Origin of the sequence: Cellulosimicrobium sp. RS (assembly GCF_046159675.1) — a bacterium.
Classification (GTDB): Bacteria; Actinomycetota; Actinomycetes; order Actinomycetales; family Cellulomonadaceae; genus Cellulosimicrobium; species Cellulosimicrobium funkei.
Window position 1 is genome coordinate 15,953 of sequence record NZ_JBJXVU010000017.1, and the last position, 22,864, is coordinate 38,816.

Below are 22,864 nucleotides of genomic sequence, written 5' to 3' on the forward strand. Positions count from 1 at the left end.
CTGGTCAGGCCCGCACGCTGAGCGTGCTGCCGCCGCCGGGGAGGCGGCGGACCTCGACGCGCTCCGCGACGGACTGCTTGAGCGCCTCGACGTGGGAGACGACGCCCACGACGCGCCCGCCCGCGCGGAGCCGGCCGAGCGCCGCGAGGACGGCCTCCAGCGTCTCCGGGTCGAGGCTGCCGAAGCCCTCGTCGACGAACAGCGTCCCGAGCTCGATGCCGCCCGCCTCGGCCGTGACGACGTCCGCCAGCCCGAGGGCGAGACACAGCGACACGTAGAACGTCTCCCCGCCGGACAACGTGCGCGGGTCGCGCTCGCGCTCCGTCACGTGGTCGAGCACCTTCATCGCGAGGCCGCGCTTGTGCGCCCGCACGTCCTCCCGCGTCGCGCTGCGCACGAGCTCGTACCGCCCCGACGACATCTCGGCGAGGCGCTCGTTCGCCGCCGCGACCACGTCCTCGAACCGCTGCACGAGCACGAACGTCGCGAGCGAGAGCGCGTGCGCGTTGTCGCCCGTGCCCGACGCGAGCGCGGCCATGCGCGCGACCGGTCCCGCCGCGTCCCGCGCCGCGGTCCAGCCGTCGACCGCCGCCCCGACGGCCTCGGCCGCCGTCCGGGCCGCCTCGGCCCGGCGGGCGACGAGCTCGTGCTGCCGCGCCGCGGCTCCGGCGACGGCCTCTGCCTCCTCGACGGCGGCGCGCGCGCCCGCCACGTCGGCCCGCGCGTCCTCGGGCAGGTCGGCGAGCGCCAGGTCCGCAAGACCGGTCGCCGTCGCGGTCCGCGCGGCGTCGTGCTCCGCGACGCGCTGAGAGAGCGTGTGCAGTTCGGCGTCGTCGAGCACCGCGGCGAGCGCCTCGGCCGCGTCCGCGAAACCGGACCGTGCGACGAGCGCGGCGACGTCGGCCGCACGCTCCTCGCACGCCCGCTGCGCGGCGGCAACGGCGCTGCCCGCGTCCGCGAGCGCGTCGATCGTGCGCACCCGGCCCTCCAGCGCGGCCGCGAGCACGGCGACGGGGTTGCGCGCGCCGCCCTCGCCGGCGAGCGGGTCGGGCAGGTCCACGAGCTCCACGAGCGGGCCCGCCGCGTCGAGCTCGGCGCGGATCTCGGCGCGGTCGCGCGCGAGGGCCGCCTCGATCTCCTCGAGCCGCGCGGCCGTGCCCGCGACCGCCTCGGCGAGCCCGGCCGCCCGGGCCTCCAGCGCACGCGTCTCCGCGTCCAGCTCTTCGAGCTCGCGCTCGGCCTCGGCGCGCTCGCGCTCCGCGGCGCGCGCGGCGGCCACCAGCTCCTCCGCGTCCGCGACCCGCTGCCCGGCCTCCTGCGGGGTCAGGCCGTCGGCGTCCCGACGACGAGCCTCGCACCGCTCGGCGAGCACCTGCGCCCGGGCCGAGACGTCGTGCAGCAGGCGCTCGGCGTCCGCGCGCTCCCGCTCGGCGCGCTCGACGTCCTCGACCGCCGGGTGGTCCTCGGCGAGCGGCGCCGGGTGCGGGTGCTCGGCCCCGCCGCACACCGGGCACGGCTCGCCGACGGCGAGGCCCGCGGCGAGCTCCCCGGCCAGACCTGCGATGCGCGCGGCCCGCAGCCGGGCCTCGTGCTCCACCGCCTCGTGCGCCCGGGCCGCGGCCCGCGCCCGCTCGGCGTGCGCCTCGGCCGCCTCGGTCGCGAGCGCCGCCGTCTGGCGCGCCGCCTCCTCGACCGCCCGGGCGCGGTCAGCCCGCTCGCGGAGCACCCCGAGCTCGCCCGCGGCCGCGGCGAGGGACGCGACGCGCGCGCGCACGGCGTCGCGGCGCGCCGGACGCGCGTCGAGCTCGGCCAGCACGCGACCGCGCTCCTCCGTCGCCTGCGCGACCTCCTTGCGCCCGTCGGCGAGCTCGCGGTCGCGCCCGGGCAGCGACGCCCCCACCGGGACGAGCCGCGCCACGCGGACGGCCGCCGTCGCGACGTCGGCGCGCAGCGCCTCGAGCGTCGTGGGGTCGGCGTCGGCGAGGACGGCGGGCGCCCCGGTGCGCGCGAGCGCGAGCCGGTCGAGCGCGGCGCGCAGGGTCTGCTCGGCGCGCGCGAGGCCCTGGGCGGCCGGAGCGACGACCGCGGCACGTGCCGCCGCGTCCGCCCGACGGCGACACTCGGCCACCGCCGCCTCCTCCCCGTCGAGGCGTGCCGCGTCGGCCCGCAGCCGGGCTCGCCGCTCCAGCGCGTCGTGCCGGGCGCGCTCGTGCTCGAACCGCTCACGCGCGGCGGCGAGCGTCGCGTCGGCCCCCGCCGCACGCTCGGCCAGCGCCGTGGCCTCGGTGTCGAGGCGCCCGACGTGCGCGACGGCGAGCGCGTGCACGCCCGGCGCCGCCTCCGCAGCGGCCGGGGCGTCGTCGTCCGCCCTCCGCAGCCGGTCGTCGTCGTCCGCCGCCTCGCGCAGCCGCCGCGCGTCGTCGGGCCCGAGCCCGGCGGCCCCCGCGAACCGCTCCGCCGCGCCCACGACGCCCTGCCGCGCGGCGTCCGTGCGCGAGCGCGCCGCGCGCGCGAGCTCCGCCAGGCGCGCCGCGGCGCGGTGGTAGAGCTCCGTGCCGAAGACCTTCTGGAGCAGCACGGCCCGGTCCTCGGGCTTCGCGCGCAGGAACGTCGCGAACTCGCCCTGCGGCAGCACGACCGTCTGCACGAGCTGGCGCCGGTCGAGGCCCACGAGCCGGCGGATCTCGTCGCCCGCCTCGTCGAGCCGTGCGGACAGCAGCTCGCCCGCGGCGTCCTCCACCGCGTCCGGCGCGTCGGTGGGTGGCACCTCGGCGAGCCGCCAGAGCCGCACCGAGGCCTGCTGGGTCGTGGTGCCGGTGCCGCGCTTCTTGGGGCGTCGGTACTCGGGCGTGCGCCGGACCCGGAAAACCCCCGCCGGGACCTCCAGCACGAGGTCGACGTACGACTCGACGTCCGGTCCCGCGAACGCCGAGCGGAGACGGTCGTCGCTCGCGGCGTCGGAGGCGACCTTGCCGTAGAGCGCGAACACGATCGCGTCGATGATCGTGGACTTGCCGGCGCCCGTCGGCCCCTCGAGGAGGTAGATCCCGGACGCGCCGAGCGCCGCGAGGTCGACGTGGTGGCGGCCCGCGAACGGGCCGATCGCCTGGAAGGTCAGGGAGTGCAGGTGCATCAGGCGCTGCGCTCCTCGGCGAGCGCGAGCTCGAACGCCTCCCGCAGCACGACGACCTCCGCCTCGCTGGGGGCGTGGCCGGAGACGTGCTCGACGAAGTCGCGCGCGACGTCCAGCGGGTCGCGCCCCGGCCCGACGGCGGTCACGACCTCCCGCTCGGCGACGCGCGGCGGGCGGTGCGTCACCTGGAGCGCGTGCGGGAACCGGGACCGGACGCGGGCGTACAGCTCGGCGGGCCGGACCGGGTCCGTCACGACGACGCGCAGCCAGTCGTCGACGTGCGGCTCGCCCGCCTCCCCGAGCAGCTCGTCGAGCGGGCCGGTCACCTCCGCGAGGCGGCGCGGCACGGGAGCGGGGACGAGCTCGACCGCCGCGTCGGCGTCCGTGCGGAGCCGGTCGACGTCGACGAGCGCGGTGGACTTGCGCTGGTGCAGCTCCGAGAAGGAGAACGCGAGGGGCGAGCCCGAGTAGCGGGCGACGGTCGCCACGCCGCCCCCGGGCTCCCCGCCGCCGACCTCCGGGACGGTGACCCGCTGCGGCCCGTGGAGGTGGCCGAGCGCCACGTAGTCCACCCCGCGGCCCGCGAACGCGGCGGCCGGGACGGCGTCGACGCCGCCGACGCGGATGTCGCGCTCGGAGTCCGACGCCAGGCCACCCACGACGAACGCGTGCCCCACGACGACCGCCCGCACCCCCGGGTCCGCGGCGCGGCGCCGCGCGAGGTCGGCGCCTACCCGGCGCAGGGCCGCCCCCATGACGGCCTCGTGGGACCGCGCGAGCGGCCGCGGCCTCACCGGGTCGCCGCCCACACCTTCGGCGCCCGGAGCGTCGGCGTCCGGCGCGTCCGCGGCGTCCGCGAGGACGTGGCGGGCCGTGTCCGGGTCCAGGTACGGGAGCGCGTAGACGAGCAGCGGGGAGCCGTCACCGTCTGTCGAACCGGGGCGCGGGCCCAGGACGACGGGCGCACCGACGTCGGCCAGGCGCGCCCGCACGTGGACGCCCGGGCGCAGGAGGCGGTCGCCGAACCCGAGCCGGACGGCGGAGTCGTGGTTGCCCGGCGTGACGACGACGTGCGCGTGCTCGGCGAGCCGCGTCACCGCGTCCGAGAGGAGGGAGACGGCGTCGACCGGCGGGATCGCGCGGTCGTAGACGTCACCCGCGACGACGACCGCGTCGACCGCCTCGGAGCGGGTCAGCTCGACGAGGTGGTCGAGGTGCGCGGCCTGGTGCTCCAGCAGGTCGACCCCGTGCAAGGTGCGCCCGAGGTGCCAGTCGGAGGTGTGCAGGATGCGCATGCCCGCACCGTACCGGCCGGTTCCCACAGCCCCGGGGACCCGGGGCGGCGGCGGGGGCGCGGGTGTCAGACGGCGCCGACGACCTCGATCGGACCGGTCGAGGCACCGCTGCGCTCGACGGGGATGCGCCCGCCCATGCCGATCATGTCGAGCAGCTCGACGATGCTCGGCGACGGGTCGCGGAGCACGACCTCGCGGCCGTCCTCCTCGCCGAGCATGTAGAGCTGGATGATGAACGCAATGCCCGAGGAGTCGATGAAGGTGACGTCGGCGACGTCCACCACGACGCGCCCGCGGGTGTCGAGCACGTAGGACATCGCCTCGCTCGCGCGGTCGCGCAGCGCCGCGTCGACCTCGCCCCACATCGTCACGACCACGCCGCCGTCCGCCGGGGCGTAGACGATCCCGCTCGTCCGGTCGATCGCGCTGCCTGTGTCCACGGTTCCCGCTTCTCTCGAGTCGTCCTGCTGCTGTCGGCCGCCCCTCCGGACAACGTCCGGCGGTGGTGGCCTGTTCCCTGCGCCTGCCTCACGGCTCCGTCCGGCCGCTCGCCGTGACCGTCGGGCGGTGGGTCGGACCAGGCGACCGTGACCGGAGCACCCCAGAGTCTGCACCCGGCGCGGGGCGCACACCAGCCCGCGCGACGGTCGACCGCGACCTTCCTCCGAACCCTCACAACCCGGACCGCGCCGGTGCCTGCGCGCGCCTCCCGGAGCCCCGTGACCGCCACGCTGAGGCGCAGCCCGGGCGGCGCCGCAGGGCTCGTTCCCGGACCCGCTACAGGGGCTCGGTGACGTCGGCGACCTGGGCGCCGAGGGCCGCCACGAGGGCCTGCCCGTCGACCGTCGCGGCCACGCCGTGCTCGCCGGCGCCGATCGAGACGAGGTGGTCGCCGTCGCCCGGGGTCTCCGGGGTGGCCGCCTCGCCCGCGACGTCCACCTCGTCCTCGCCGCGCACGGCGACCACGCGCACGTCCGCCACGACGGGCCACGCGTGCGTGGCGCCGAACGGCGTGATGGTGCCGCGCTCGTACCCCGTGACGTCGCGCGCGACCTCCTTGTCCGGCATGGACAGGCGCGACACCCCGAGCAGCGCGCGCAGCTTGGGCCACGAGATCTGCCGGTCGCCCGGGACGAGCACGAACAGGTAGTCGTCCTCCGCGCGCCGCACGACGATCGTCTTGAGGACGCGCGCCGGGTGCACGCCGCGCGCGGCGGCGGCCTCCTCCAGCGACCCCACCCGGCCGTGCCGGGTGAGGGTGAAGTCGATGCCCGACGCCTCCAGCGCCGCCACGGCGCGCTCGCTGCTCATGAGAACCGACCCTAGCCCTCGCTCCCGACGCACGGGCTGCCGTACCCGGACCGCCGCCCGTCGGACGTCGTCTCAGACGTCGTCGAACTCCGTCACGACGGTGCGCCAGTACTCCGCGCCGTCGCGCGTGCGGTGCACGAGGCCCGCGTCGACCATCGCGCGCCGCAGCGACACGGGGTCCGCGGCGCGCGCCGCGAGCCGCTTGGTCAGCGTGAGCTCGGTGACGGGCTCCTCCAGCGGGAGCACCTGCGCCGCGAGGTACCGCACGACGAGCTCGCGGTCGCGCCACCGCTTCGGCATGCGCAGCAGGCGTCCGTCCGTGAGGAAGCGGTCGGGGCCCGTGGGGCGCGGCGTGGGCACGGTCGCGAGCAGGGCCGCGAACCGCTCGGGCGCCGCCCGCAGGAAGCCCGTCTCCTCGCGCACCACGACGCCCGCGGCGAGGAGCGGCGCGAGCCGACGGCGCTCGTCGGCCGACAGCACCGCCTCCGCGGGCCCCTCGGTCACGACGCGCGCGAGCACCTCGAGCCGTCCCGCGTCGGCGAGCGACGCGACCACCTGCTTCCACGCGTTGTCGGGCACCGGGGCGCCCGTCCGGTCGTCGTCCACCGCCCGACCCTACGCACGCCGCGCCGCGCACGGCCACCGCGTTCCCGGACCCCGCACCCCGTGCTCCACCTCCCGGGTCCGCCCGCGCCCCACCCCGCGGCCGGACCGACGAGCGCGGCGGGGACGTCAGGCGAGGTGCACGGCGTCGCCCTGCCAGCGGCGCCGCAGCCACCGGTCGTGCGACGCCACGACTACGGCGCCCGGCCACTCCTCCACGGCCTCCATGAGCTCGCCCGCGAGCGTGAGCGACACGTGGTTCGTCGGCTCGTCGAGGAGCAGCACGTCGGGTGCCTGCGTGACGAGCATCGCGAGCACCACGCGCCGGCGCTGCCCCACGGAGAGCTCCGCGAGCCGTCGCCCCAGGTCGCGCGGCGCGAGGAGGCCGTGCGCGTCCACGGCCGCGTCGCGCGCGTCCGCCGGGTCCACGCCCTGCGCGAGGGCGAGCAGCTCGCGCGGGGTGCGGTCGTCGTCGTGCAGGTGCACGTCCTGCTCGAGCAGCCCCACCCGGACCCCGCGCGCCCGGCCCACGGTGCCGGCGTCGGGCACGAGGTCGCCCGCGAGCACGTGCAGCAGCGTGGACTTCCCGGCGCCGTTGGCCCCGGTGACGAGCAGCCGGCTCCCCCGCGCGACCTCGATCGACGGGACGCCCGACGCCGCCATGTCGAGCCGGTCCGGCCGCTCGCCCGGGGCGGCCCCGGGCCCTCCGCGCCCGGGCCGGTGCACGACGACGCCCCGCGCCCACGCGACCACGTCGCCACCGCCCGGCGCGAGGCGGGTCCCCCCGCTCGGCGGGGCGAAGCGCAGGGGCGGGGGCGGCTTGCGCACCTGGTCGCGCTCGAGCGCGTCGAGCCGCTGCTGCGCGTTGCGCACGCGCCGCGCGACCTGGCCCTGCACGCGCTCGCCCTTGAAGTCGTAGAGGATCTTCGCCTGGTTGCCCCGCTCACGGTTCTTCGCGACGTCCCGGGCCGTCACCGCGACGCCGCGCCGCAGCTCCGCGAGCTCGGCCTGCTCCGCCTCGAAGCGCTGCTCCCAGCGCTCGCGCTCGACGCGCTTGGCCTCGAGGTAGTCGCCGTACGTGCCGCCGTAGAGGGTCCCCGCTCCCCCGCCGCGCGCCGCGTCTCCGCCGCCCGCGCCGCGGAGCGGCTCCGCGACCGGGTCGAGGTCGAGGATCTCGGTGCACACCTCGTCGAGGAACACGCGGTCGTGGCTCGCGAGCACCACGGCGCCCGGGAGCGCGCGCAGCGCCGCGGCGAGGAACTCCGCCGCGGCGTCGTCGAGATGGTTCGTCGGCTCGTCGAGCAGCATCGCGCCGGGCTGGCGCACGAGCAGCGCGGCGAGGCCGAGCCGCGTGCGCTGGCCCCCGGACAGCGACCCGACCTCGCGGCCGGCGACCCCCTCGACGTCGAGCCCGAGACCCGCGAGCGTGCGCGCGGCCCGCGCGTCGGCGTCCCAGACGTCGGCGAGCTCGGCGCGCGCAAGGGCGCGCGCGTACGCCTCCTCGGCACCGGGGACGGGGTCGCCGCCCGGGTCGCCGGCGAGGGCGAGCGCCGCCTCCTCGAGCTCGCGCTCGATCCCGCGCACGCGCGCGAGCGCGTCGTCGACGACCGCGCGGACCGTCGTCGTCGACGGGTACGGGAACTCCTGGTGCAGGAACCCGAGGTCCGCGGGCCGGCTCACCGTGCCGTCGTCGGGCGCGAGCGTGCCCGCGAGCACCCGCAGGAGCGTGGACTTGCCGACGCCGTTCTCGCCGACGAGACCCGTGCGATGGCCGGGGTCGACGGCGAGGTCGACGCCGCGCAGGACCGCGCGGCCCGCGAAGGACACGCGGACGTCGGACGCGCGCAGGACAGGGGTGGGACGTGCCATGGGTGATCACCTACCAGGTGCCCGGGTGGCGCGCGCACGCCGCGGAGGGCGGCGGGGGCCACGGCGACGGGCTCGACGGGACGGAGCGGCCGGGGCGGGTGAGGATCACATCGCGCCCGACGCTACGCCGTCGGCACAGGAGACGCACGGCATTTTCCCGGCGCTGCCCTCGCGCCGGGCGCGCCCACGGTTCCACCGAGGCCCGACGACGCCCCTCGGCTCAGGGGGTGGTCGGCTCCGTCCCGGGGGCCGTCGGGGCCTGGGTCGGCGCGACCGTGGGCTCGGGTGCCGGGTCCGTCGGCTCGGGTGACGGCTCGGGCTCGGGCTCGGGCGGCGGCCCGGACGAGACGACGATCGCGACCGTGCTTCCCGGCGCGACCTGGGTGCCGGAGCCCGGCGTGACGGACAGCACGGTCCCGGGCGCGGCCTCGTCGACCTTCGTCGTGACGCTGACCTTCAGCCCGGCACCCTGGAGCGCTGCCTCCACGGCGGCCTGCTGCTTGCCGACGAGGTTCGCCGGGACGGCGACGGTCGTGGGCGGCGGCGGGTCCGTGGGCTTCGTCGGCGGAGGTTCCGTCGGCGTCGGCGTCGGCGTGGGCGTCGGTGCCGGGGGCTGCGGCGCGGGCGGGGTCGTCGGCTTCGGCGCGGGGGCGCTCGGCGTCGCCGGCTTCTGCGGCGTGGACGGCGCGCTGCTCTCGGCAGGCGTGTACCGCGTCGGCATCTTGCCTGCCGCGAAGAACTCGAAGTGCCACGGCTCCGGCTTGGAGCCGTTGGGCCGCGCCCACGCGGGGTTGTCCCAGCCGTAGTCCGGGCCGTGCGTGCGGAGCCAGACGTACTCGAGCGACGTCCCCGACGGCACGTTCCCGCCGACGTCGATCGCGAGCCCCCACCCGTGCTGCGACGTGCCGGGCACGGCCGCGAGGTAGGGCTTGACCGCCTTGAGGCGCACCTGCTCGTCGTACGGGCGGTACGCGTCGGTGATCTTCAGCGCGTACCCGAACTCCTTCTCGAACTCGGCGGCGAGGGCCTCGAGCTGCTCCGCGGCGTCGCAGCGCAGGGTCTTGCCCGGCGCGAAGTCGAGAGCGCACAGCGCCTCCGGCGGGATGCGGCCGTTCTGGTACTGCGCCGTCGAGCCCGCGTACCGCTCGACGACCTCGGCGAGCCGCTCCGCGAGGGTCGTGCCCGCGAGCGCCGTCGCCCCGGCGGCCGGGACGACCCCGACCGGCACGAGGTCGGTGCCGAGCAGCTCGGCGAGCGTCGTCGCGGAGGCGAGGACGTCCTCCAGCGTCACGTCGCCGTGCGCGTGGTCGTCGCCCTCGGCGTGGTCGCCGTCACCGCTGTCAGCCGAGCCGTCGGCCGGGTCCTGGGAACCGTCGATCTCGCCGGGTGCCACCCCGTCGGGCGCGGGCACCTCGTCCTCGGGCAGCGTCCGGTCGCCCGGGGACCCCGGGCCTCCCGGGGATCCCGTGCCGCCGGGGGCGGACGGGTCCAGGGGCGTGCTCGTGCCGGGCGCCGGGCTCGGCGCGCCGCCGGGGCTCGGGGTGACGCTCGGCGAGGGGTCGGTGGACGCGCCGGGGGACGGGCTGCTCGTCGGGCTCGACGAGGGCGCGGTGGGCGTCGCCGCGGTGCGGACCGCATCCGCCGCCGCGTCCCCGGCGGCGTCGACCGTCGCGGGCTGCTGCGCCGGGCGGTCGGTCGCGGGGTCCGCGGTCTCGCCGTCCGTGCCCGTCGTGGTGTCGTCGTCACCAGCGCCGGCGCCTGCGCCCGTACCCGGGCCGAGCGGCTCCGGCAGCTCGGGGACCTGCGCGCCGTCGAGCGACTCGTCCAGGTCGAGGTCGCCGTCGGGCACGAGGGGCGCGGGGACGCGGCGGGCCGCGTCCTGCTGCGCGAGGTAGGTGGCCAGGAGCATGCCGAGCTCGGCGCGGGCCTGCTCGACGGGCGGGGAGACGTGGCCGTCGTCGAGCGCGTTGGCCGTCGCGAGGACCTCGATGGCGCCGTCGAGCTGCTGGCCCTCGTCGAGGCCGGCCCCGAGCGTGCTCGAGAGCGCCGCGACCTGGGTCGCCGTGGTCGCCTCCTGTGCGAAGAACGACGCGCCCGGGCGGGGTTGGGCGCTGCCGGCGAGGGCCGCGGCGAGCGTGATGGCGAGCGCCGACGAGATGAGGACGTGCGACACGGCCCGCGCGCGCCGTCCGAACGACTCCGGGCCCACCGCGGCGGCGGCGGGCGCGGGCTCGGGCGTCACGGGCGCGTCGTCCGCGCCCTCGTGCTCCGCCGTGGTGCTCACCGCTCACTCCCGTGCTTCGTGCCCTGCCACGGACCTGCGGTCCCGCACGCCGGATGTGCGCGTCGTCGCGCCCGACGTCACGGCTGCGCGCGCACACGATCGGTGTGCTGCACGCCACAGTGCCCTCGTCCGCCTACCGTACACCGCCTCCACGAGGCTCTCACCCCGGTCTCATGTTCGCGGTGGACAATCGCCCCATGAGTTCACCGACACGTCACCGCAGGTCAACGTCCCGCGCGCTCGCGCTCGGGGCAGCCGTCGCCGCGACCGTCGCGCTGGGCGGGTGCGCCGAGGACGGCTCGGTGAGCGTGCCGGAATTCACCCTGACGGGCGACGGGGTCCAGCAGTTCCTCGACGACGCGCGCTCCCAGGTCGAGACGATCGGCGAGGACGTCCGGTCGCTCACCGACGACCTGGGCACCCTCCCGGACGACACGCGCACCCGCGCCGAGGAGGCCGTCGCGTCCGCGCAGGAGGCCGCCGACGAGGCCCGCGCCGCGGCGGACGAGGCGGCGTCCGCCACGGACGAGACGCGCGCCCAGGCCGAGCAGCGCCTGGCCGACGCCGAGGCCGCGCTCGAGGACGCGTCCACCGAGCTGGGCGACGTCGCGGGCTCCCTCTCCGGTGCCGACGCCGCGGTGCGCGACGGGATCGAGAGCCTGCGCACCCGGGTCGACGAGCTCCGCACCGACCTCGAGGACGCCTCGGGCTCCTGACCGGGCGGGCCCAGCGCGGCCCGTGGCCGGTATCCCCGGGCCCTCGTCCGCACCGGGGACCTAGGTCCCCGGGCCCGGCGACTTTTGCCTGACGTCCACCCTTCCTTCACAGGGGTTTGCTTGGTCTCAGGAGCCCGACCGCACCGGACGGGTCGATGAGAGGGGACAGTGATGAAGGGGACGATCGAGCGGAACGCCAACGCGCCGCTCCCTACGGTCGAAGGCACCGAGCCGGAGACCCTCAGCCTCGCGGAGCGCGCCACGCGGCCCACCCAGGTGGTCCTCGGCGTCCTGCGGATCACGATCGGGTTCTACTTCCTCTGGGCCTTCCTCGACAAGACGTTCGGGCTCGGGTTCGCCACCCCCGCCGAGCGGTCGTGGCTTAACGGGAACAGCCCGACCACCGGCTTCCTGTCGAACCTCGAGGGCACGTTCTCGGGCTTCTTCAGCGGCCTCGCGGGGAACGCGTTCATCGACGTGCTCTTCATGGTCGGCCTGCTCGGCATCGGGCTCGCCCTGATCCTGGGCATCGGGATGCGGATCGCCGCGGTGAGCGGCACGCTCCTGCTCCTGCTCATGTACCTGGCCGAGCTCCCGCTCGTGACCAACCCGATCATCGACGACCACATCACCATGTCGCTCACGATCATCGCTCTCACCCTCCTCGGGGCGGGCAGCGTGCTCGGGCTCGGCAAGACGTGGAAGAAGATCCCGTTCGTCCAGCGCAACGCCTGGCTGGTCTGACGGTTCGACCGCCCGCCGTGTGCGGCGGGCCACGGGGCGACCGATACCGCGCGACGATTCTGAGGCCGTCGCTGCAGGGAGTCGCTCCCGGGGGAAGAGGGGCGTGCGGGCGGTGGGGAGACCACCCGCACGTCCCGCCCTCTGCGCCCGGCAGGGCGACCGACAGCTCGACGGAGCCGGTCGCCCGCCGGGCGCCTTTCTGCGTGCGGCCCGGCGTCAGCCGAAGCGGGCCAGCAGCTCCGCCGCCTGGGCGTCGCCCTGGGCGGCGGCCTCGTGCCACAGGGCCATCGCCTCGGCGACGCGTCCCGCCCGGAGGCGGAGCACCCCGAGGCTCGTGCGCGCCGTCGGCTCGCCGGCGAGCGCCGCCTGCTCGAGCAGGTCCTCGGCGTCCGGCCCGCGGCCCGCGCGCACGTAGAGGTCCGCGAGGGTCGCCGCGACGCGCGCCTCGCCCGTCCCGGCCCACCCCTCGAGCAGCGCGACGGCGTCGTCCGGGGTCAGGGCGCCGCTGCGCACGAGCTCGACCGCCGCCTCCCAGCTCTCGCCCGACGTCGCCGCGAGGAGGCCGTCAGCGGCGTCACGCTCCCCCAGCTCGGCGAGCACCTGCGCGAGCCGCACGGCCGCGCCCTCGACGCCCTGCGCCAGCTCGTACCAGCGGCGGGCCGCGTGCAGGTCCCCGCGTTCCGTGGCGACCTGCGCCGCCATGAACGCCCCGAGCGCGTCGCCCGCGAGACCGGCGAGCTCGAAGCAGCGGAACGCCTCCGCGGCGTCGCCCGCCTCGTGGTGCGCGACGCCCAGCCGGTACACCGCCCCGGGCACGCCCTGCTCGACGGCCGCCTCGTAGAACGGGACCGCGGCAGCCGGGCTGCCGAGCGCGCGCAGGTCGTCCGCGATCGCGACGAGCTCGGCCGGGTCGTCGGGGTGCAGGTGCCCGACGGCGGACCGCAGGTCGGCGAGCGCCGCGGCCTCGGCGGGCGCTCCGGAGCGCGGGGCGACACCCGCGCCCTGGTCGGTGGTCGGCATGCGGCACCGCGTCCCTTCGGCCCCCTGCGTCGACGGCCCGGTGGTCCGGACCTGCGCGACGGCGACGTGCGGCCGGCGGCAGGACGGCGTCGGACGTCCCGAGATGTGGACGCACAGTAGCGCGGCGGTGTCGCCCACGTCACACCCCCGGGGCGGACCGGGTGCCCCCCGACCGCCGGCGTCTGGGAGACTGCATCAGGTGAGCGGAACGACCGACCTGCCGGGCAGCGCCGGGCAACGTGTGCTGGACGCCGTCGTGGCGGTGACGAGCGACCTCGACCTGCCGCAGGTGCTGCGGCGCATCGTCGACGCGGCGATGGAGCTCACGGGCGCGCGGTACGGCGCGCTCGGGGTGCTCGACGCGTCGGGGCGCGAGCGCCTCGCGCAGTTCATCCCCCTGGGCCTCTCGGACGACGAGGTCGCCGCGATCGACCACTGGCCGCACGGCGAAGGGCTACTGGGCGAGCTCATCGACCACCCGGCGCCCATCCGCGTCCCGGAGATCGCCGACGACGTCCGCTCGGCGGGGTTCCCCGAGGGCCACCCGCCCATGCACACGTTCCTCGGCGTCCCGGTCCGCGTGCGCGACACGGTGTTCGGCAACCTCTACCTCACCGACAAGCAGGTCCCCGGGGGCGGGTGCGAGGAGTTCTCCCCGGAGGACGAGGCGGCCGTGATCGCGCTCGCCGCCGCCGCGGGCGTCGCGATCGAGAACGCGCGGCTCTACGGCCGCGCGAAGCAGGTGGGCGTCCTGGAGGACCGCGACCGCATCGCGCGCGACCTGCACGACGTCGTCATCCAGCGCCTCTTCGCGTCGGCGATGACGCTCATGAGCGTGCAGCCGCTCGTCAGCGACCCGGACGCGCGCACGCGCATCGAGGAGACCGTCTCCGACCTCGACGAGACGATCCGGCAGATCCGCTCCACCATCTTCGCGCTGCACACGGCCACGGACCCGGACGCGCCCTCGATCGAGGACCGGTTCCGGGCGCAGGCCGAGGCGGCGACGACCGTCCTCGGGTTCGCGCCCGAGGTCGACGTCGAGGTGGCGGCCGAGGGGTCCGGCGCCGGCGTGAGCGACGGCGGTCCGAGCCTGCCGGCCGAGGTCGCCGACCAGCTCGTCGTCGTGCTCGGCGAGGCCCTGACCAACGTCGCCCGGCACGCGCAGGCGAGCCGCGTCGTCGTGCACCTGGCCGTGACCGCGCACGAGGCGCGCCTCACGGTCACCGACGACGGCGTGGGCATCCAGCCCGGCGGCCGGCGCTCCGGCCTGCGGAACATGCAGGCGCGCGCCGCCGCGCTCGGCGGGTCGAGCACCGCGACCGCCCAGCCCGACGGCGGCACGCGCCTCGAGTGGTGGGTGCCGCTCGGCTGAGGGTCAGCGCAGTATCCGCCGCCCCGTGACGATGCGCGGCACGACCTTGATGACGCGGTCGCGCGTGCCCGGCACGAACGTCACGAGCGGGAGCGCGAGCAGCCGCGCGCGCTCCACCGGCTCCGTCACCTCGAACGTGCGGCCGACGAGCACGACGGACCACCCGGAGCGGGCGTCGGCGTCGAACGAGTCGACCTCGAACGCGACGACGGCGCGGCTGGCGGCCACCGCGAGCTTCGAGCCCTCCGCGGTCCGGAACACGACGTCCGGGCCGTCGAGCACGAAGTTTACCGGCTGGATCGCCGGCAGCGCGTGGTCGGTGTAGACGATCCTGCCCACGGGGACGGTCGCGAGGAGCGCGTAGCTCTCCTCCGGCGTGAGCTCCGCGAGCCCTGCCGAGGCGCGCGGGCGCTCGGCCGTCGCGAGCCCCCCGCTCCCCACCGGTGCCCCTGTCCCGGTCCGCTCGACTGTGTCCATCTCCACATCGTCGCGCCGCGGTGTCAGATCCGGGAGTGCCGAAGGTCCCGACGCCGCGCGGTCGCCCGGTCCGTGGGCGTCGGTCCCCGGACCGTGCGCGGGCGAGCCCTCGGGCCCCGTCCCGCCCTGCGGGTCGGGCCCGCCGTCAGGGACGCTGCGCCGGGCCACCGTGCTGCCGGTCCCCCGTGGGACCGCCCGCGCCGGGGGCGCCCTGGCGGGACGCCTCCTCCTGGCGCATCTCGGTCGCGAGGACCGCGACCTGGGTGCGGCGCTGCAGGCCGAGCGTCGCGAGGACGTGGGAGACGTAGTTCTTGACCGTCTTCTCCGCGAGGTAGAGGCGCTTGCCGATCTCGCGGTTCGTCAGGCCCTCGCCGATGAGCGCGACGATCTGGCGCTCCTGCTGGGACAGGCCCTCGAGGCGGTCCGGCGTCTCGTCCGCGGCGTGGCGCAGGCGCTCCAGCACGCGCGCGGTGCTCGCCGGGTCGAGCAGCGACCCGCCCGCCGCGACCGTGCGGACCGCGCCGACGAGGTCGGACCCGTGGATCTGCTTGAGGACGTACCCCGACGCCCCGGCGAGGACTGCCTGGAACAGCGCCTCGTCGTCGGCGAAGGACGTGAGCATGAGGCAGCCGACCTCGGGCAGCTCGGAGCGCACCTCGCGGCACACCTCGACGCCCGAGCCGTCGGGCAGGCGCACGTCGAGGATCGCGACGTCGGGGCGCGTCGCCTTGATGCGGGCGAGCGCGGAGGCGGCGGTGCCGGCCTCGCCGACGACGGTGATGTCACCGGCGGCCTCGAGCAGAGCGGCGACGCCGCGGCGGACCACCTCGTGGTCGTCGAGCAGGAACACGCGGATCGGGTGGGGAGAGCCCATGCCCTCAACGTAGCCGGTCGGAGGGGGATTCTCGCGCGCGCCCGCCCGTGGCGCCGCGGGTGCGGGACCTTCGTCCCGGTGGGTCGTGCCGAGCGTCCCGCGCGTCGGGGGCGGTCGCCGGGTGCGGCGGACCGCCCGCGCGGGGTATCCAGGAGGTGTGGCAGGTGGCGGGACGACCGCCACGAAGGGGACGACGGACCGAGGTGGTCATGGTGAGCGGATCGACGCAGCAGGTCGTGCTGGTCGGTGTGGACGGCAGCACGACGAGCGGCAAGGCCCTGGACTGGGCGGTGCACGAGGCGGCACGTCGGGGCGCGGAGCTGCGCGTGCTGCACGTCGCGTACGTGCCCGTCGTCGCGACGCCGTTCGTCGGCGGCGCCTACTACCCGAGCGTCGAGGAGCTCGGCGAGATCGCCGGCCCCATCCTCTCGGCCGCCGCCGAGCGCGCGGCGCGCGTGGACGCGTCGGTGCCCGTGCGGACGCTGCTGCGCTCCGGCCCGCCCTCGGAGGCGCTGCTCGACGAGGCCAAGGACGCCGACCTCGTCGTCGTGGGGTCGCGCGGGCTCGGATCCGTCGGGTCGATGTTCTTCGGGTCCGTGGGGACCCGGCTGGCCGCCCGCGCACCGGTGCCGGTCGTCGTGGTGCCGCCGTCCGTGGACCACGTGGAGCGCACGACCGACGTCGTGGTCGGCGTCGACGGGTCCGTGCACGGCGACGCCGCGCTCCGGTTCGCGCTCGACGAGGCCGCGCGCACCCGCTCGCGCGTCGTCGCGGTGTGCGCCTGGCGGCTGCCCGCCGGTCCGCTGTGGGAAGAGAACCCCGCGTTCTACACCGCCGCCGAGCGGGACGCGCGCGCCGAGGCGTCGCGCACCGTGGAGGCCGCGCTCGCGCGCGTGCGCACCGCGGAGCACGACGACGTCCTCGTGGAGACGTTCGTCGTCGACCGCGAGCCGTCGGTCGCCCTCCGGGAGGCCGCGGCGGGCGCCGCGCTGACCGTCGTCGGGTCGCGCGGCCGCGGGGACCTGCGCGGCATGCTCCTCGGCTCCGTGAGCCAGGAGGTGCTGCACCACGCGACGCACCCCGTCGCCGTCGTGCACGCGGCGCGCGACTAGGGTGCCGTCCGCGCGGGGCGGGGCCGCCGTCGGGCCGCTAGCGTCGAGACCGTGAGCGACGACGCGCAGGCCCTCCCGCACGACCCCTCGTGGCCCCGGGCGGGCGACTGGCCCGGGCCGACGGGGGACGCCGTCGACGTCGCGCTGCTCGGCGTCCCGGCCTGGCGCACGTCGCTCTCGCCGACCGGCGCGCACGCGACGCCCGCAGCGGTGCGCGCCGCGCTGCGCCGGTACAGCCCCGCGCTCGTCCCTGACCGCCCGCTGCCCGACGGCGGCCCCACCGCCCGCGTCCGACCCGTCGCCTCGGGCGGTCCCGCGGAGCGGACCGGCCCCGTCGACCTCGCCGAGCTCACGTTCGCCGACCTCGGCGACGTCGACGAGCCCGACGGCGCGGAGGGCGAGGCCCGGACGCGCGCGGCGGCCCGCGCGGCGCTGGAGCGCGCACGGCTGCTCGTCGCGCTGGGCGGCGACAACTCCGTGACCGTCGCGACCGCGCTCGGTGCGTGGGGCGACGACCTCGCCACCGCGGGCCTCGTCACGCTCGACGCCCACCACGACCTTCGCGACGGCGTGTCCAACGGGTCGCCGGTGCGGCGGCTCATCGAGGCGGGGCTCGACCCGCGGCGGGTCGTGCAGGTCGGCATCGCGGACTTCGCGAACTCCGCCGAGTACGCGCGCCGCGCCGTCGAGCTGGGGATCACCGTCGTGCACGTCGACCAGCTGCGCCGGCGCGGGCCCGAGGACGTCATGCGGGCGGCCATGGAGGTCGCGGGCGCCGCGGGCGGGCCGGTGCACCTCGACGTGGACGTCGACGTGTGCGACCGCTCCGTCGCCCCGGGCTGCCCTGCGAGCGTCCCCGGCGGGATCGCGGCGTGGGAGCTGCGCGCCCTCGTCCGGGCCGCGGCGCGCGACGACCGGCTCCGCTCCGCCGACGTCGTCGAGGTCGACGCGACGGCCGACGCCCCCGACGGCCGCACGGTCCGCCTCGCCGCCCTCTGCGTCCTGGAGCTCGCGGCAGGCCGAGCCCTCCACCCGCCGACCCCGGAACCGGCGCTGACGTAGGCCCCCCCCGCCGAGCAGGCGGTACCGGTCGGCCCACCAGGTGGTCCTGGCACGACACGGGCCCTGGACGCACCAGGACCACCTGTTCGACGCCGGGTGAGTCAGGGGTGGGGGTGGGTCAGGGGTGGGGGTGGCCGGACCTCCACGTCTTCGCGATCAGCGGGACGCCGGGGCGGTAGGCGAGGTGGGTGCGGCTCGGGGCGTCGAGCAGCACGACGTCGGCCCGGGCGCCGGGGGCGAGGTGGCCGACGTCGTCCCGCCGCAGCGCGAGCGCGCCGCCCGCGGTGGCGGACCACACGGCCTCGGCGACGGTCATCCGCATCTCGCGGACCGCGAGCGCCACGCACAGCGGCATCGACGACGTGTAGCTCGACCCGGGGTTGCAGTCGCTCGCGAGCGCGACGACGGCCCCCGCGTCGAGGAGGCGCCGCGCGTCGGGGTAGGGCTGGCGCGTGGAGAACTCGACGCCCGGGAGCAGGGTCGCGACGGTCCCGGCGACCGTGCCCGACGGCCCGTCCGGCCGCGCCCCGCCGCCGGCCCACGAGCCGGCGAGCGCCGCGACGTCGTCGTCGGTGAGGTACGTGCAGTGGTCCACCGCGGCGGCGCCCAGCCCGACGGCGAGGCGCACCCCCGCCCCCGGCCCGAGCTGGTTCGCGTGCACGCGCACGCCGAGCCCGGCGGCGGCCCCGGCCTCGAGCACGCGGCGGGACTGCTCGGGCGTGAACGCGCCGGTCTCGCAGAACACGTCGACCCACCGGGCGTGCGGCGCGCACGCGGCGAGCATCTCCCCGCACACGAGGTCGACGTACGCGTCGGCCCGGCCGGCGAACTCCACCGGCACGACGTGCGCCCCGAGGAACGTCACCTCGGGCGTCACCTCGCGCGCGAGCCGCACGGACCGCTCCTCGTCCGCGACGGTGAGGCCGTAGCCGCCCTTCACCTCGACCGTCGTCGTGCCCTGGCGGGCCGCCTCGTCGAGGTGCCGGGCCAGCCCGGCGCGGAGCACGTCGTCGGACGCGGCGCGCGTCGCGGCGACGGTCGACCGGATGCCGCCCGCCTCGTACGGACGACCGGCCATGCGCGCCTCGAACTCGGCGGCGCGGTCGCCCGCGAACACGAGGTGGGTGTGCGAGTCGACGAACCCGGGGAGCACCGCGCGCCCGCCCGCGTCGACGGTCACGTCCGGCTCCCGTCCGTCCAGCGCGTGCCCGACGGCGTCCCGCGCCTCCCGGGCCGGGCCCGCCCAGGCGACCCGGCCGCCGTCGAGCAGCAGGACGGCGTCGGTCACGAGACCGGTCGGGTCGCCGTCGCGCGTGCCGGGACCGCCCGGGGCGTTGGTCGTCAGCTCCCCGATGCCGGTGACGAGGGTCGACCCGGGCCCCGAGGACGTGCCCGCCGCGCGGCGACCCGTCACGGCGTCTCCCGCGCGGGGACGCGGAGCCCGCCGCGCTCGGCGGCGGCGATCGCGTCGTCGTACCCGGCGTCGACGTGGCGCAGCACCCCGAGGCCCGGGTCGTTCGAGAGCACGCGCGCGAGCTTGGCCGCGGCGAGCGGCGTGCCGTCGGCGACGGACACCTGGCCCGCGTGGATCGAGCGGCCCATGCCGACGCCGCCGCCCTGGTGGATCGAGACCCACGTCGCGCCCGACGACGCGGCCGTGAGCGCGTTGAGCAGGGGCCAGTCGGCGATCGCGTCGGAGCCGTCGGCCATGGCCTCCGTCTCGCGGTACGGGGACGCGACCGACCCGGCGTCGAGGTGGTCGCGGCCGATGACGACCGGCGCGCGCACCGCGCCCGACGCGACGAGGTCGTTGAACGCCAGTCCGGCGCGGTCGCGCTCGCCGTGCCCGAGCCAGCAGATGCGCGCGGGCAGGCCCTGGAACGCGACGCGCTCCTGGGCGGCGCGGATCCAGCGGTGGAGGTGGTCGTCGTCGAACAGGTCGAGCACGGCGGCGTCGGTCGCGGCGATGTCGCGCGGGTCGCCCGAGAGCGCGGCCCACCGGAACGGGCCCTTGCCCTGCGCGAACAGCGGCCGGATGTACGCGGGCACGAACCCCGGGAAGTCGAACGCGCGGTCGTACCCGCCGCGGCGCGCCTCGTCGCGGATCGAGTTGCCGTAGTCGAACACCTCGGCGCCCGCGTCGAGGAACCCGACCATGCCCTCGACGTGCCGGGCCATGGACTCGCGCGCGCGGTCGGTGAGCTCGTCGGGCTTCGCGGCGGCGTAGTCGGCCCAGTCCGCGAGGTCCACCCCGACCGGCAGGTACGACAACGGGTCGTGCGCCGACGTCTGGTCCGTGACGACGTCGACCTCGACCCCGCGTCGCAGCAGCTCCGGCACGACCGTCGCGCTGTTCCCCTCGACCCCCACCGACAGCGCCCGGCGCTCGCGCCGCGCGCCCTCCACGAGCCGGACCGCGGCGTCGAGGTCGTCGGCGACGACGTCGAGGTACCGCTCGCGCACGCGCCGGTCGAGGCGCGACCGGTCGACGTCGACCACGAGGCACGCGCCGCCATTGAGCGTCACCGCGAGCGGCTGCGCGCCGCCCATCCCGCCGCACCCGCCGGTGAGGGTCAGCGTGCCGGCGAGCGAGCCCCCGAATCGCTTCGCGGCGACCGCGGCGAGCGTCTCGTACGTGCCCTGGAGGATGCCCTGCGCGCCGATGTAGATCCACGAGCCCGCCGTCATCTGCCCGTACATCGTCAGGCCCGTCGCCTCGAGCCGCCGGAACTCGGGCCACGTCGCCCAGTCCCCCACGAGGTTCGAGTTCGCGAGCAGCACGCGCGGCGCCCACTCGTGCGTCCGCAGCACCCCGACCGGCTTGCCCGACTGCACGAGGAGCGTCTCGTCGTCCGCGAGCGTCGTGAGCGTGCGGACGATCGCGTGGTAGCTCGGCCAGTCGCGCGCCGCCCGCCCCGTGCCGCCGTAGACGACGAGGTCGTCGGGCCGCTCCGCGACCTCGGGGTCGAGGTTGTTCATGAGCATCCGCAGCGGCGCCTCCGTCTGCCACGACCGCGCGGTGAGGGTCGTGCCGCGCGGGGCGCGGACCGGGACGGGCGTGCCGAGGCGGTGGGTCGGCTCGTGGGCCATGGTCGTCTCGCTCCTTCGGGGTCGGGCGGGCGGGAGGTCAGGCCAGGTGCCCGACGGCGGCGCTCGCCGCCGTGGTCACGGCACCCGTCGCGACGAGGTGGGTCACGGCCTCGATCTCGGGCGCGAGGTAGCGGTCCGGTCCGGGTCCCGCGGCGGCCGTGCGCACGAGGTCGCGGACGGCGCCGGTCCCCCGCGCGGGGTGCAGGGACCCGGCGTCGCAGCGGAGGTCGAGGGCGCGCGTCGCGGCGAGCAGCTCGATCGCGAGGACGCGGCCCAGCCCGTCGACGGCACGGCGGAGCTTGCGCGCCCCGGCCCAGCCCATGGACACGTGGTCCTCCTGCATGGCCGACGACGGGATCGAGTCGACGCTCGACGGCACCGCGAGCCGCTTGAGCTCCGAGACGATCCCCGCCGCCGTGTACTGCGCGATCATCAGCCCGGAGTCGACGCCCGGGTCGTCGGCGAGGAACGGCGGCAGGCCCTCGTTGCGGGCCTTGTCGAGGAACCGGTCCGTGCGGCGCTCGCTCATGCTCGCGACGTCGGCCGCGGCGATCGCGAGGAAGTCGAGCACGTACGCGACCGGGGCCCCGTGGAAGTTGCCGTTCGACTCGACGCGCCCGTCCACCGTGACGACCGGGTTGTCGATCGCCGCCGCGAGCTCCCGGCGCGCGACGGCGGTCGCGTGGTCGAGCGTGTCGCGCGCGGCGCCGTGCACCTGGGGCGCGCACCGCAGCGAGTACGCGTCCTGAACGCGCGTGCACTCGGGCCGGCCGTCGGCGTCGAGCGTGCGGTGGCTCGCCACGACGGGCGAGCCGTCGAGCAGCGCGCGCAGGTTCGCGGCCGACGCCGCCTGGCCGGGGTGCGGCCGCATCGCCACGAGGTCGGCCGCGAACGGCGCGTCCGAGCCGAGCAGCGCCTCGACGCTCGCCGCGGCCGCGACGTCGGCCGTCGTGAGCAGGGACCGCAGGTCGTGCAGCGCGAGCGCCAGCATGCCGAGCATGCCGTCCGTGCCGTTGATGAGCGCGAGGCCCTCCTTCTCCCGCAGCGCGAGCGGCGGGATCCCGGCCGCGGCGAGCGCGTCGGCAGCGGGCACGACGGCTTCCGTCGAGTCCCGGACCTCGCCCTCGCCGAGCGCCGCGAGCGCCACGTGGGCCAGCGGCGCGAGGTCGCCCGAGCACCCGAGCGAGCCGAACTCCCGCACCACCGGGGTGATCCCGGCGTCGAGCATCGCGGCGTACGTCTGCGCGACGACGGGGCGCGCCCCGGTCCGCCCGGTCGCCAGGGTCGCGAGCCGCAGGAGCTGCAGCGCCCGCACGACCTCGCGCTCGACCTCCGGCCCCGACCCCGCCGCGTGCGACCGCACGAGGCTGAGCTGGAGCTGCGCGCGCCGCTCGACCGGGATGTGGCGCCGCGCGAGCGCACCGAACCCGGTCGAGACGCCGTAGTGCGGGCGGTCGTCGTCGGCGAGCCCCTCGACGACGGCGCGGCTCGCCGCCATCGCCTCGACCGCCGCGTCCGCGAGCCGGACGCGCGCGCCGTGCCGCGCGACGTCGACCACGTCGTCGATCGTCAGCGGGCCGTCGCCCACGACGACGCGCGCGGCGCGGGCCGGGTCGGAGACGGCCGGGGAGTGCGTCGTCGCTGTCATGCCCCCAGGACACACCGTGCGCCCCAGCGCCGGGAGCCCGCTGGGACGGGTTCAGTCTGGGATCCCAGACAGGTATGCCTCTTCCCTCCCCGACCACAGAAGCCGGCCCTCTACCGCCGCTACCGACGACGCCGCCGCCGCCGACCAGGCCACCCCTGCGAGCCGAGCAGGCGGTCGTGGCGCGTCAGCTGCCCGGGACGCGCCACGATCACCTGTTCGGCACCGGGCGGGGGGTGGAAGGGGGCGGGAGG

Annotated in this window: 18 protein-coding genes; 5 read left to right on the forward strand and 13 right to left on the reverse strand. The window is 77.2% G+C overall.

The genetic code is table 11. From position 1 onward, the window contains the following. Positions 1 to 4: 4 nt before the first annotated feature. The 7 genes from ACI769_RS19230 to ACI769_RS19260 all read right to left on the reverse strand — a co-directional run bounded on the left by ACI769_RS19230 (position 5) and on the right by ACI769_RS19260 (position 10,495). The gene (locus tag ACI769_RS19230; RefSeq protein ID WP_409142139.1) at positions 5 to 3,133 is read right to left on the reverse strand and encodes an AAA family ATPase; all 3,129 of its coding nucleotides are present in this window, start codon (positions 3,131 to 3,133) and stop codon (positions 5 to 7) included. Continuing rightward, the gene (locus tag ACI769_RS19235; protein ID WP_409142140.1) at positions 3,133 to 4,428 is read right to left on the reverse strand and encodes an exonuclease SbcCD subunit D; all 1,296 of its coding nucleotides are present in this window, start codon (positions 4,426 to 4,428) and stop codon (positions 3,133 to 3,135) included. Before ACI769_RS19235 ends, ACI769_RS19230 begins: the two co-directional genes overlap by 1 nt. A 65-nt stretch (positions 4,429 to 4,493) precedes the next feature. Further along, positions 4,494 to 4,868: an STAS domain-containing protein gene (locus ACI769_RS19240; RefSeq protein ID WP_021483854.1), complete on the reverse strand. Its 375-nt coding sequence runs from the start codon at positions 4,866 to 4,868 to the stop codon at positions 4,494 to 4,496. 337 nt (positions 4,869 to 5,205) lie between these two features. Next, a complete protein-coding gene (locus ACI769_RS19245) occupies positions 5,206 to 5,739 on the reverse strand; it encodes an aminoacyl-tRNA deacylase (protein WP_034650291.1) in 534 nt (177 codons plus the stop codon). A 72-nt stretch (positions 5,740 to 5,811) separates the two neighbouring features. Beyond that, complete coding sequence (locus ACI769_RS19250) at positions 5,812 to 6,345, reverse strand: DUF2087 domain-containing protein (RefSeq protein ID WP_232422939.1); 534 nt, start codon at positions 6,343 to 6,345, stop codon at positions 5,812 to 5,814. Positions 6,346 to 6,471: 126 nt separating this feature from the next. Continuing rightward, positions 6,472 to 8,211: an ABC-F family ATP-binding cassette domain-containing protein gene (locus ACI769_RS19255; RefSeq protein WP_409142141.1), complete on the reverse strand. Its 1,740-nt coding sequence runs from the start codon at positions 8,209 to 8,211 to the stop codon at positions 6,472 to 6,474. Between the two features lie 220 nt (positions 8,212 to 8,431). Next, positions 8,432 to 10,495: a D-alanyl-D-alanine carboxypeptidase family protein gene (locus ACI769_RS19260; protein ID WP_409142142.1), complete on the reverse strand. Its 2,064-nt coding sequence runs from the start codon at positions 10,493 to 10,495 to the stop codon at positions 8,432 to 8,434. A gap of 197 nt (positions 10,496 to 10,692) precedes the next feature. On the opposite strand from ACI769_RS19260, the gene ACI769_RS19265 reads away from it, so the two are divergent. Both ACI769_RS19265 and ACI769_RS19270 read left to right on the forward strand, forming a co-directional pair. Then, positions 10,693 to 11,211 (forward strand): hypothetical protein, encoded by a 519-nt coding sequence (locus tag ACI769_RS19265; RefSeq protein WP_255179869.1) that lies wholly within the window; start codon positions 10,693 to 10,695, stop codon positions 11,209 to 11,211. 171 nt (positions 11,212 to 11,382) lie between these two features. Further along, a complete protein-coding gene (locus ACI769_RS19270; RefSeq protein WP_085387096.1) occupies positions 11,383 to 11,955 on the forward strand; it encodes a hypothetical protein in 573 nt (190 codons plus the stop codon). Between the two features lie 216 nt (positions 11,956 to 12,171). On the opposite strand, the gene ACI769_RS19275 is transcribed toward ACI769_RS19270, so the two are convergent. After that, positions 12,172 to 12,975 (reverse strand): hypothetical protein, encoded by an 804-nt coding sequence (locus tag ACI769_RS19275; protein ID WP_409142143.1) that lies wholly within the window; start codon positions 12,973 to 12,975, stop codon positions 12,172 to 12,174. 199 nt (positions 12,976 to 13,174) lie between these two features. Here ACI769_RS19275 and ACI769_RS19280 point away from each other — a divergent pair, with 199 nt between their 5' ends. Continuing rightward, entirely contained in the window at positions 13,175 to 14,350 is a 1,176-nt protein-coding gene (locus tag ACI769_RS19280) for a GAF domain-containing sensor histidine kinase (RefSeq protein WP_409142144.1), read from the forward strand. Positions 14,351 to 14,353: 3 nt separating this feature from the next. Here ACI769_RS19280 and ACI769_RS19285 read toward each other — a convergent pair whose 3' ends face one another. Further along, a complete protein-coding gene (locus tag ACI769_RS19285; protein WP_083384665.1) occupies positions 14,354 to 14,827 on the reverse strand; it encodes a pyridoxamine 5'-phosphate oxidase family protein in 474 nt (157 codons plus the stop codon). 145 nt (positions 14,828 to 14,972) lie between these two features. Next, a complete protein-coding gene (locus ACI769_RS19290; RefSeq protein ID WP_081599919.1) occupies positions 14,973 to 15,701 on the reverse strand; it encodes a response regulator transcription factor in 729 nt (242 codons plus the stop codon). 212 nt (positions 15,702 to 15,913) lie between these two features. Here ACI769_RS19290 and ACI769_RS19295 point away from each other — a divergent pair, with 212 nt between their 5' ends. Together ACI769_RS19295 and ACI769_RS19300 are read left to right on the forward strand one after the other, a co-directional pair. Beyond that, positions 15,914 to 16,813: a universal stress protein gene (locus tag ACI769_RS19295; protein WP_170982150.1), complete on the forward strand. Its 900-nt coding sequence runs from the start codon at positions 15,914 to 15,916 to the stop codon at positions 16,811 to 16,813. Between the two features lie 51 nt (positions 16,814 to 16,864). After that, positions 16,865 to 17,875: an arginase family protein gene (locus ACI769_RS19300; protein WP_391513056.1), complete on the forward strand. Its 1,011-nt coding sequence runs from the start codon at positions 16,865 to 16,867 to the stop codon at positions 17,873 to 17,875. A gap of 118 nt (positions 17,876 to 17,993) precedes the next feature. Here the strand turns inward: ACI769_RS19300 and hutI are convergent, their stop codons facing one another. Genes hutI through hutH form a run of 3 tightly spaced genes read right to left on the reverse strand, consistent with a single transcriptional unit; the run spans position 17,994 to position 22,613 of the window. Then, positions 17,994 to 19,289: an imidazolonepropionase gene (gene hutI, locus ACI769_RS19305; RefSeq protein WP_409142145.1), complete on the reverse strand. Its 1,296-nt coding sequence runs from the start codon at positions 19,287 to 19,289 to the stop codon at positions 17,994 to 17,996. Next, the gene (hutU, locus tag ACI769_RS19310; protein ID WP_409142146.1) at positions 19,286 to 20,965 is read right to left on the reverse strand and encodes a urocanate hydratase; all 1,680 of its coding nucleotides are present in this window, start codon (positions 20,963 to 20,965) and stop codon (positions 19,286 to 19,288) included. The genes hutI and hutU overlap by 4 nt, the downstream gene beginning before the upstream one ends. Before the next feature lie 37 nt (positions 20,966 to 21,002). Beyond that, a complete protein-coding gene (gene hutH / locus ACI769_RS19315) occupies positions 21,003 to 22,613 on the reverse strand; it encodes a histidine ammonia-lyase (protein ID WP_409142147.1) in 1,611 nt (536 codons plus the stop codon). Positions 22,614 to 22,864 lie beyond the last annotated feature (251 nt).

Bases quoted from the DNA above. Each gene is read 5' to 3' on its own strand.
- ACI769_RS19230 (WP_409142139.1), bottom strand. From the start codon at position 3,133: ATGCACCTGCACTCCCTGACCTTCCAGGCGATCGGCCCGTTCGCGGGC.
- ACI769_RS19235 (WP_409142140.1), bottom strand. From the start codon at position 4,428: ATGCGCATCCTGCACACCTCCGACTGGCACCTCGGGCGCACCTTGCAC.
- ACI769_RS19245 (WP_034650291.1), bottom strand. From the start codon at position 5,739: ATGAGCAGCGAGCGCGCCGTGGCGGCGCTGGAGGCGTCGGGCATCGAC.
- ACI769_RS19255 (WP_409142141.1), bottom strand. From the start codon at position 8,211: ATGGCACGTCCCACCCCTGTCCTGCGCGCGTCCGACGTCCGCGTGTCC.
- ACI769_RS19265 (WP_255179869.1), top strand. From the start codon at position 10,693: ATGAGTTCACCGACACGTCACCGCAGGTCAACGTCCCGCGCGCTCGCG.
- ACI769_RS19270 (WP_085387096.1), top strand. From the start codon at position 11,383: ATGAAGGGGACGATCGAGCGGAACGCCAACGCGCCGCTCCCTACGGTC.
- ACI769_RS19275 (WP_409142143.1), bottom strand. From the start codon at position 12,975: ATGCCGACCACCGACCAGGGCGCGGGTGTCGCCCCGCGCTCCGGAGCG.
- ACI769_RS19285 (WP_083384665.1), bottom strand. From the start codon at position 14,827: ATGGACACAGTCGAGCGGACCGGGACAGGGGCACCGGTGGGGAGCGGG.
- ACI769_RS19290 (WP_081599919.1), bottom strand. From the start codon at position 15,701: ATGGGCTCTCCCCACCCGATCCGCGTGTTCCTGCTCGACGACCACGAG.
- hutU (WP_409142146.1), bottom strand. From the start codon at position 20,965: ATGGCCCACGAGCCGACCCACCGCCTCGGCACGCCCGTCCCGGTCCGC.
- hutH (WP_409142147.1), bottom strand. From the start codon at position 22,613: ATGACAGCGACGACGCACTCCCCGGCCGTCTCCGACCCGGCCCGCGCC.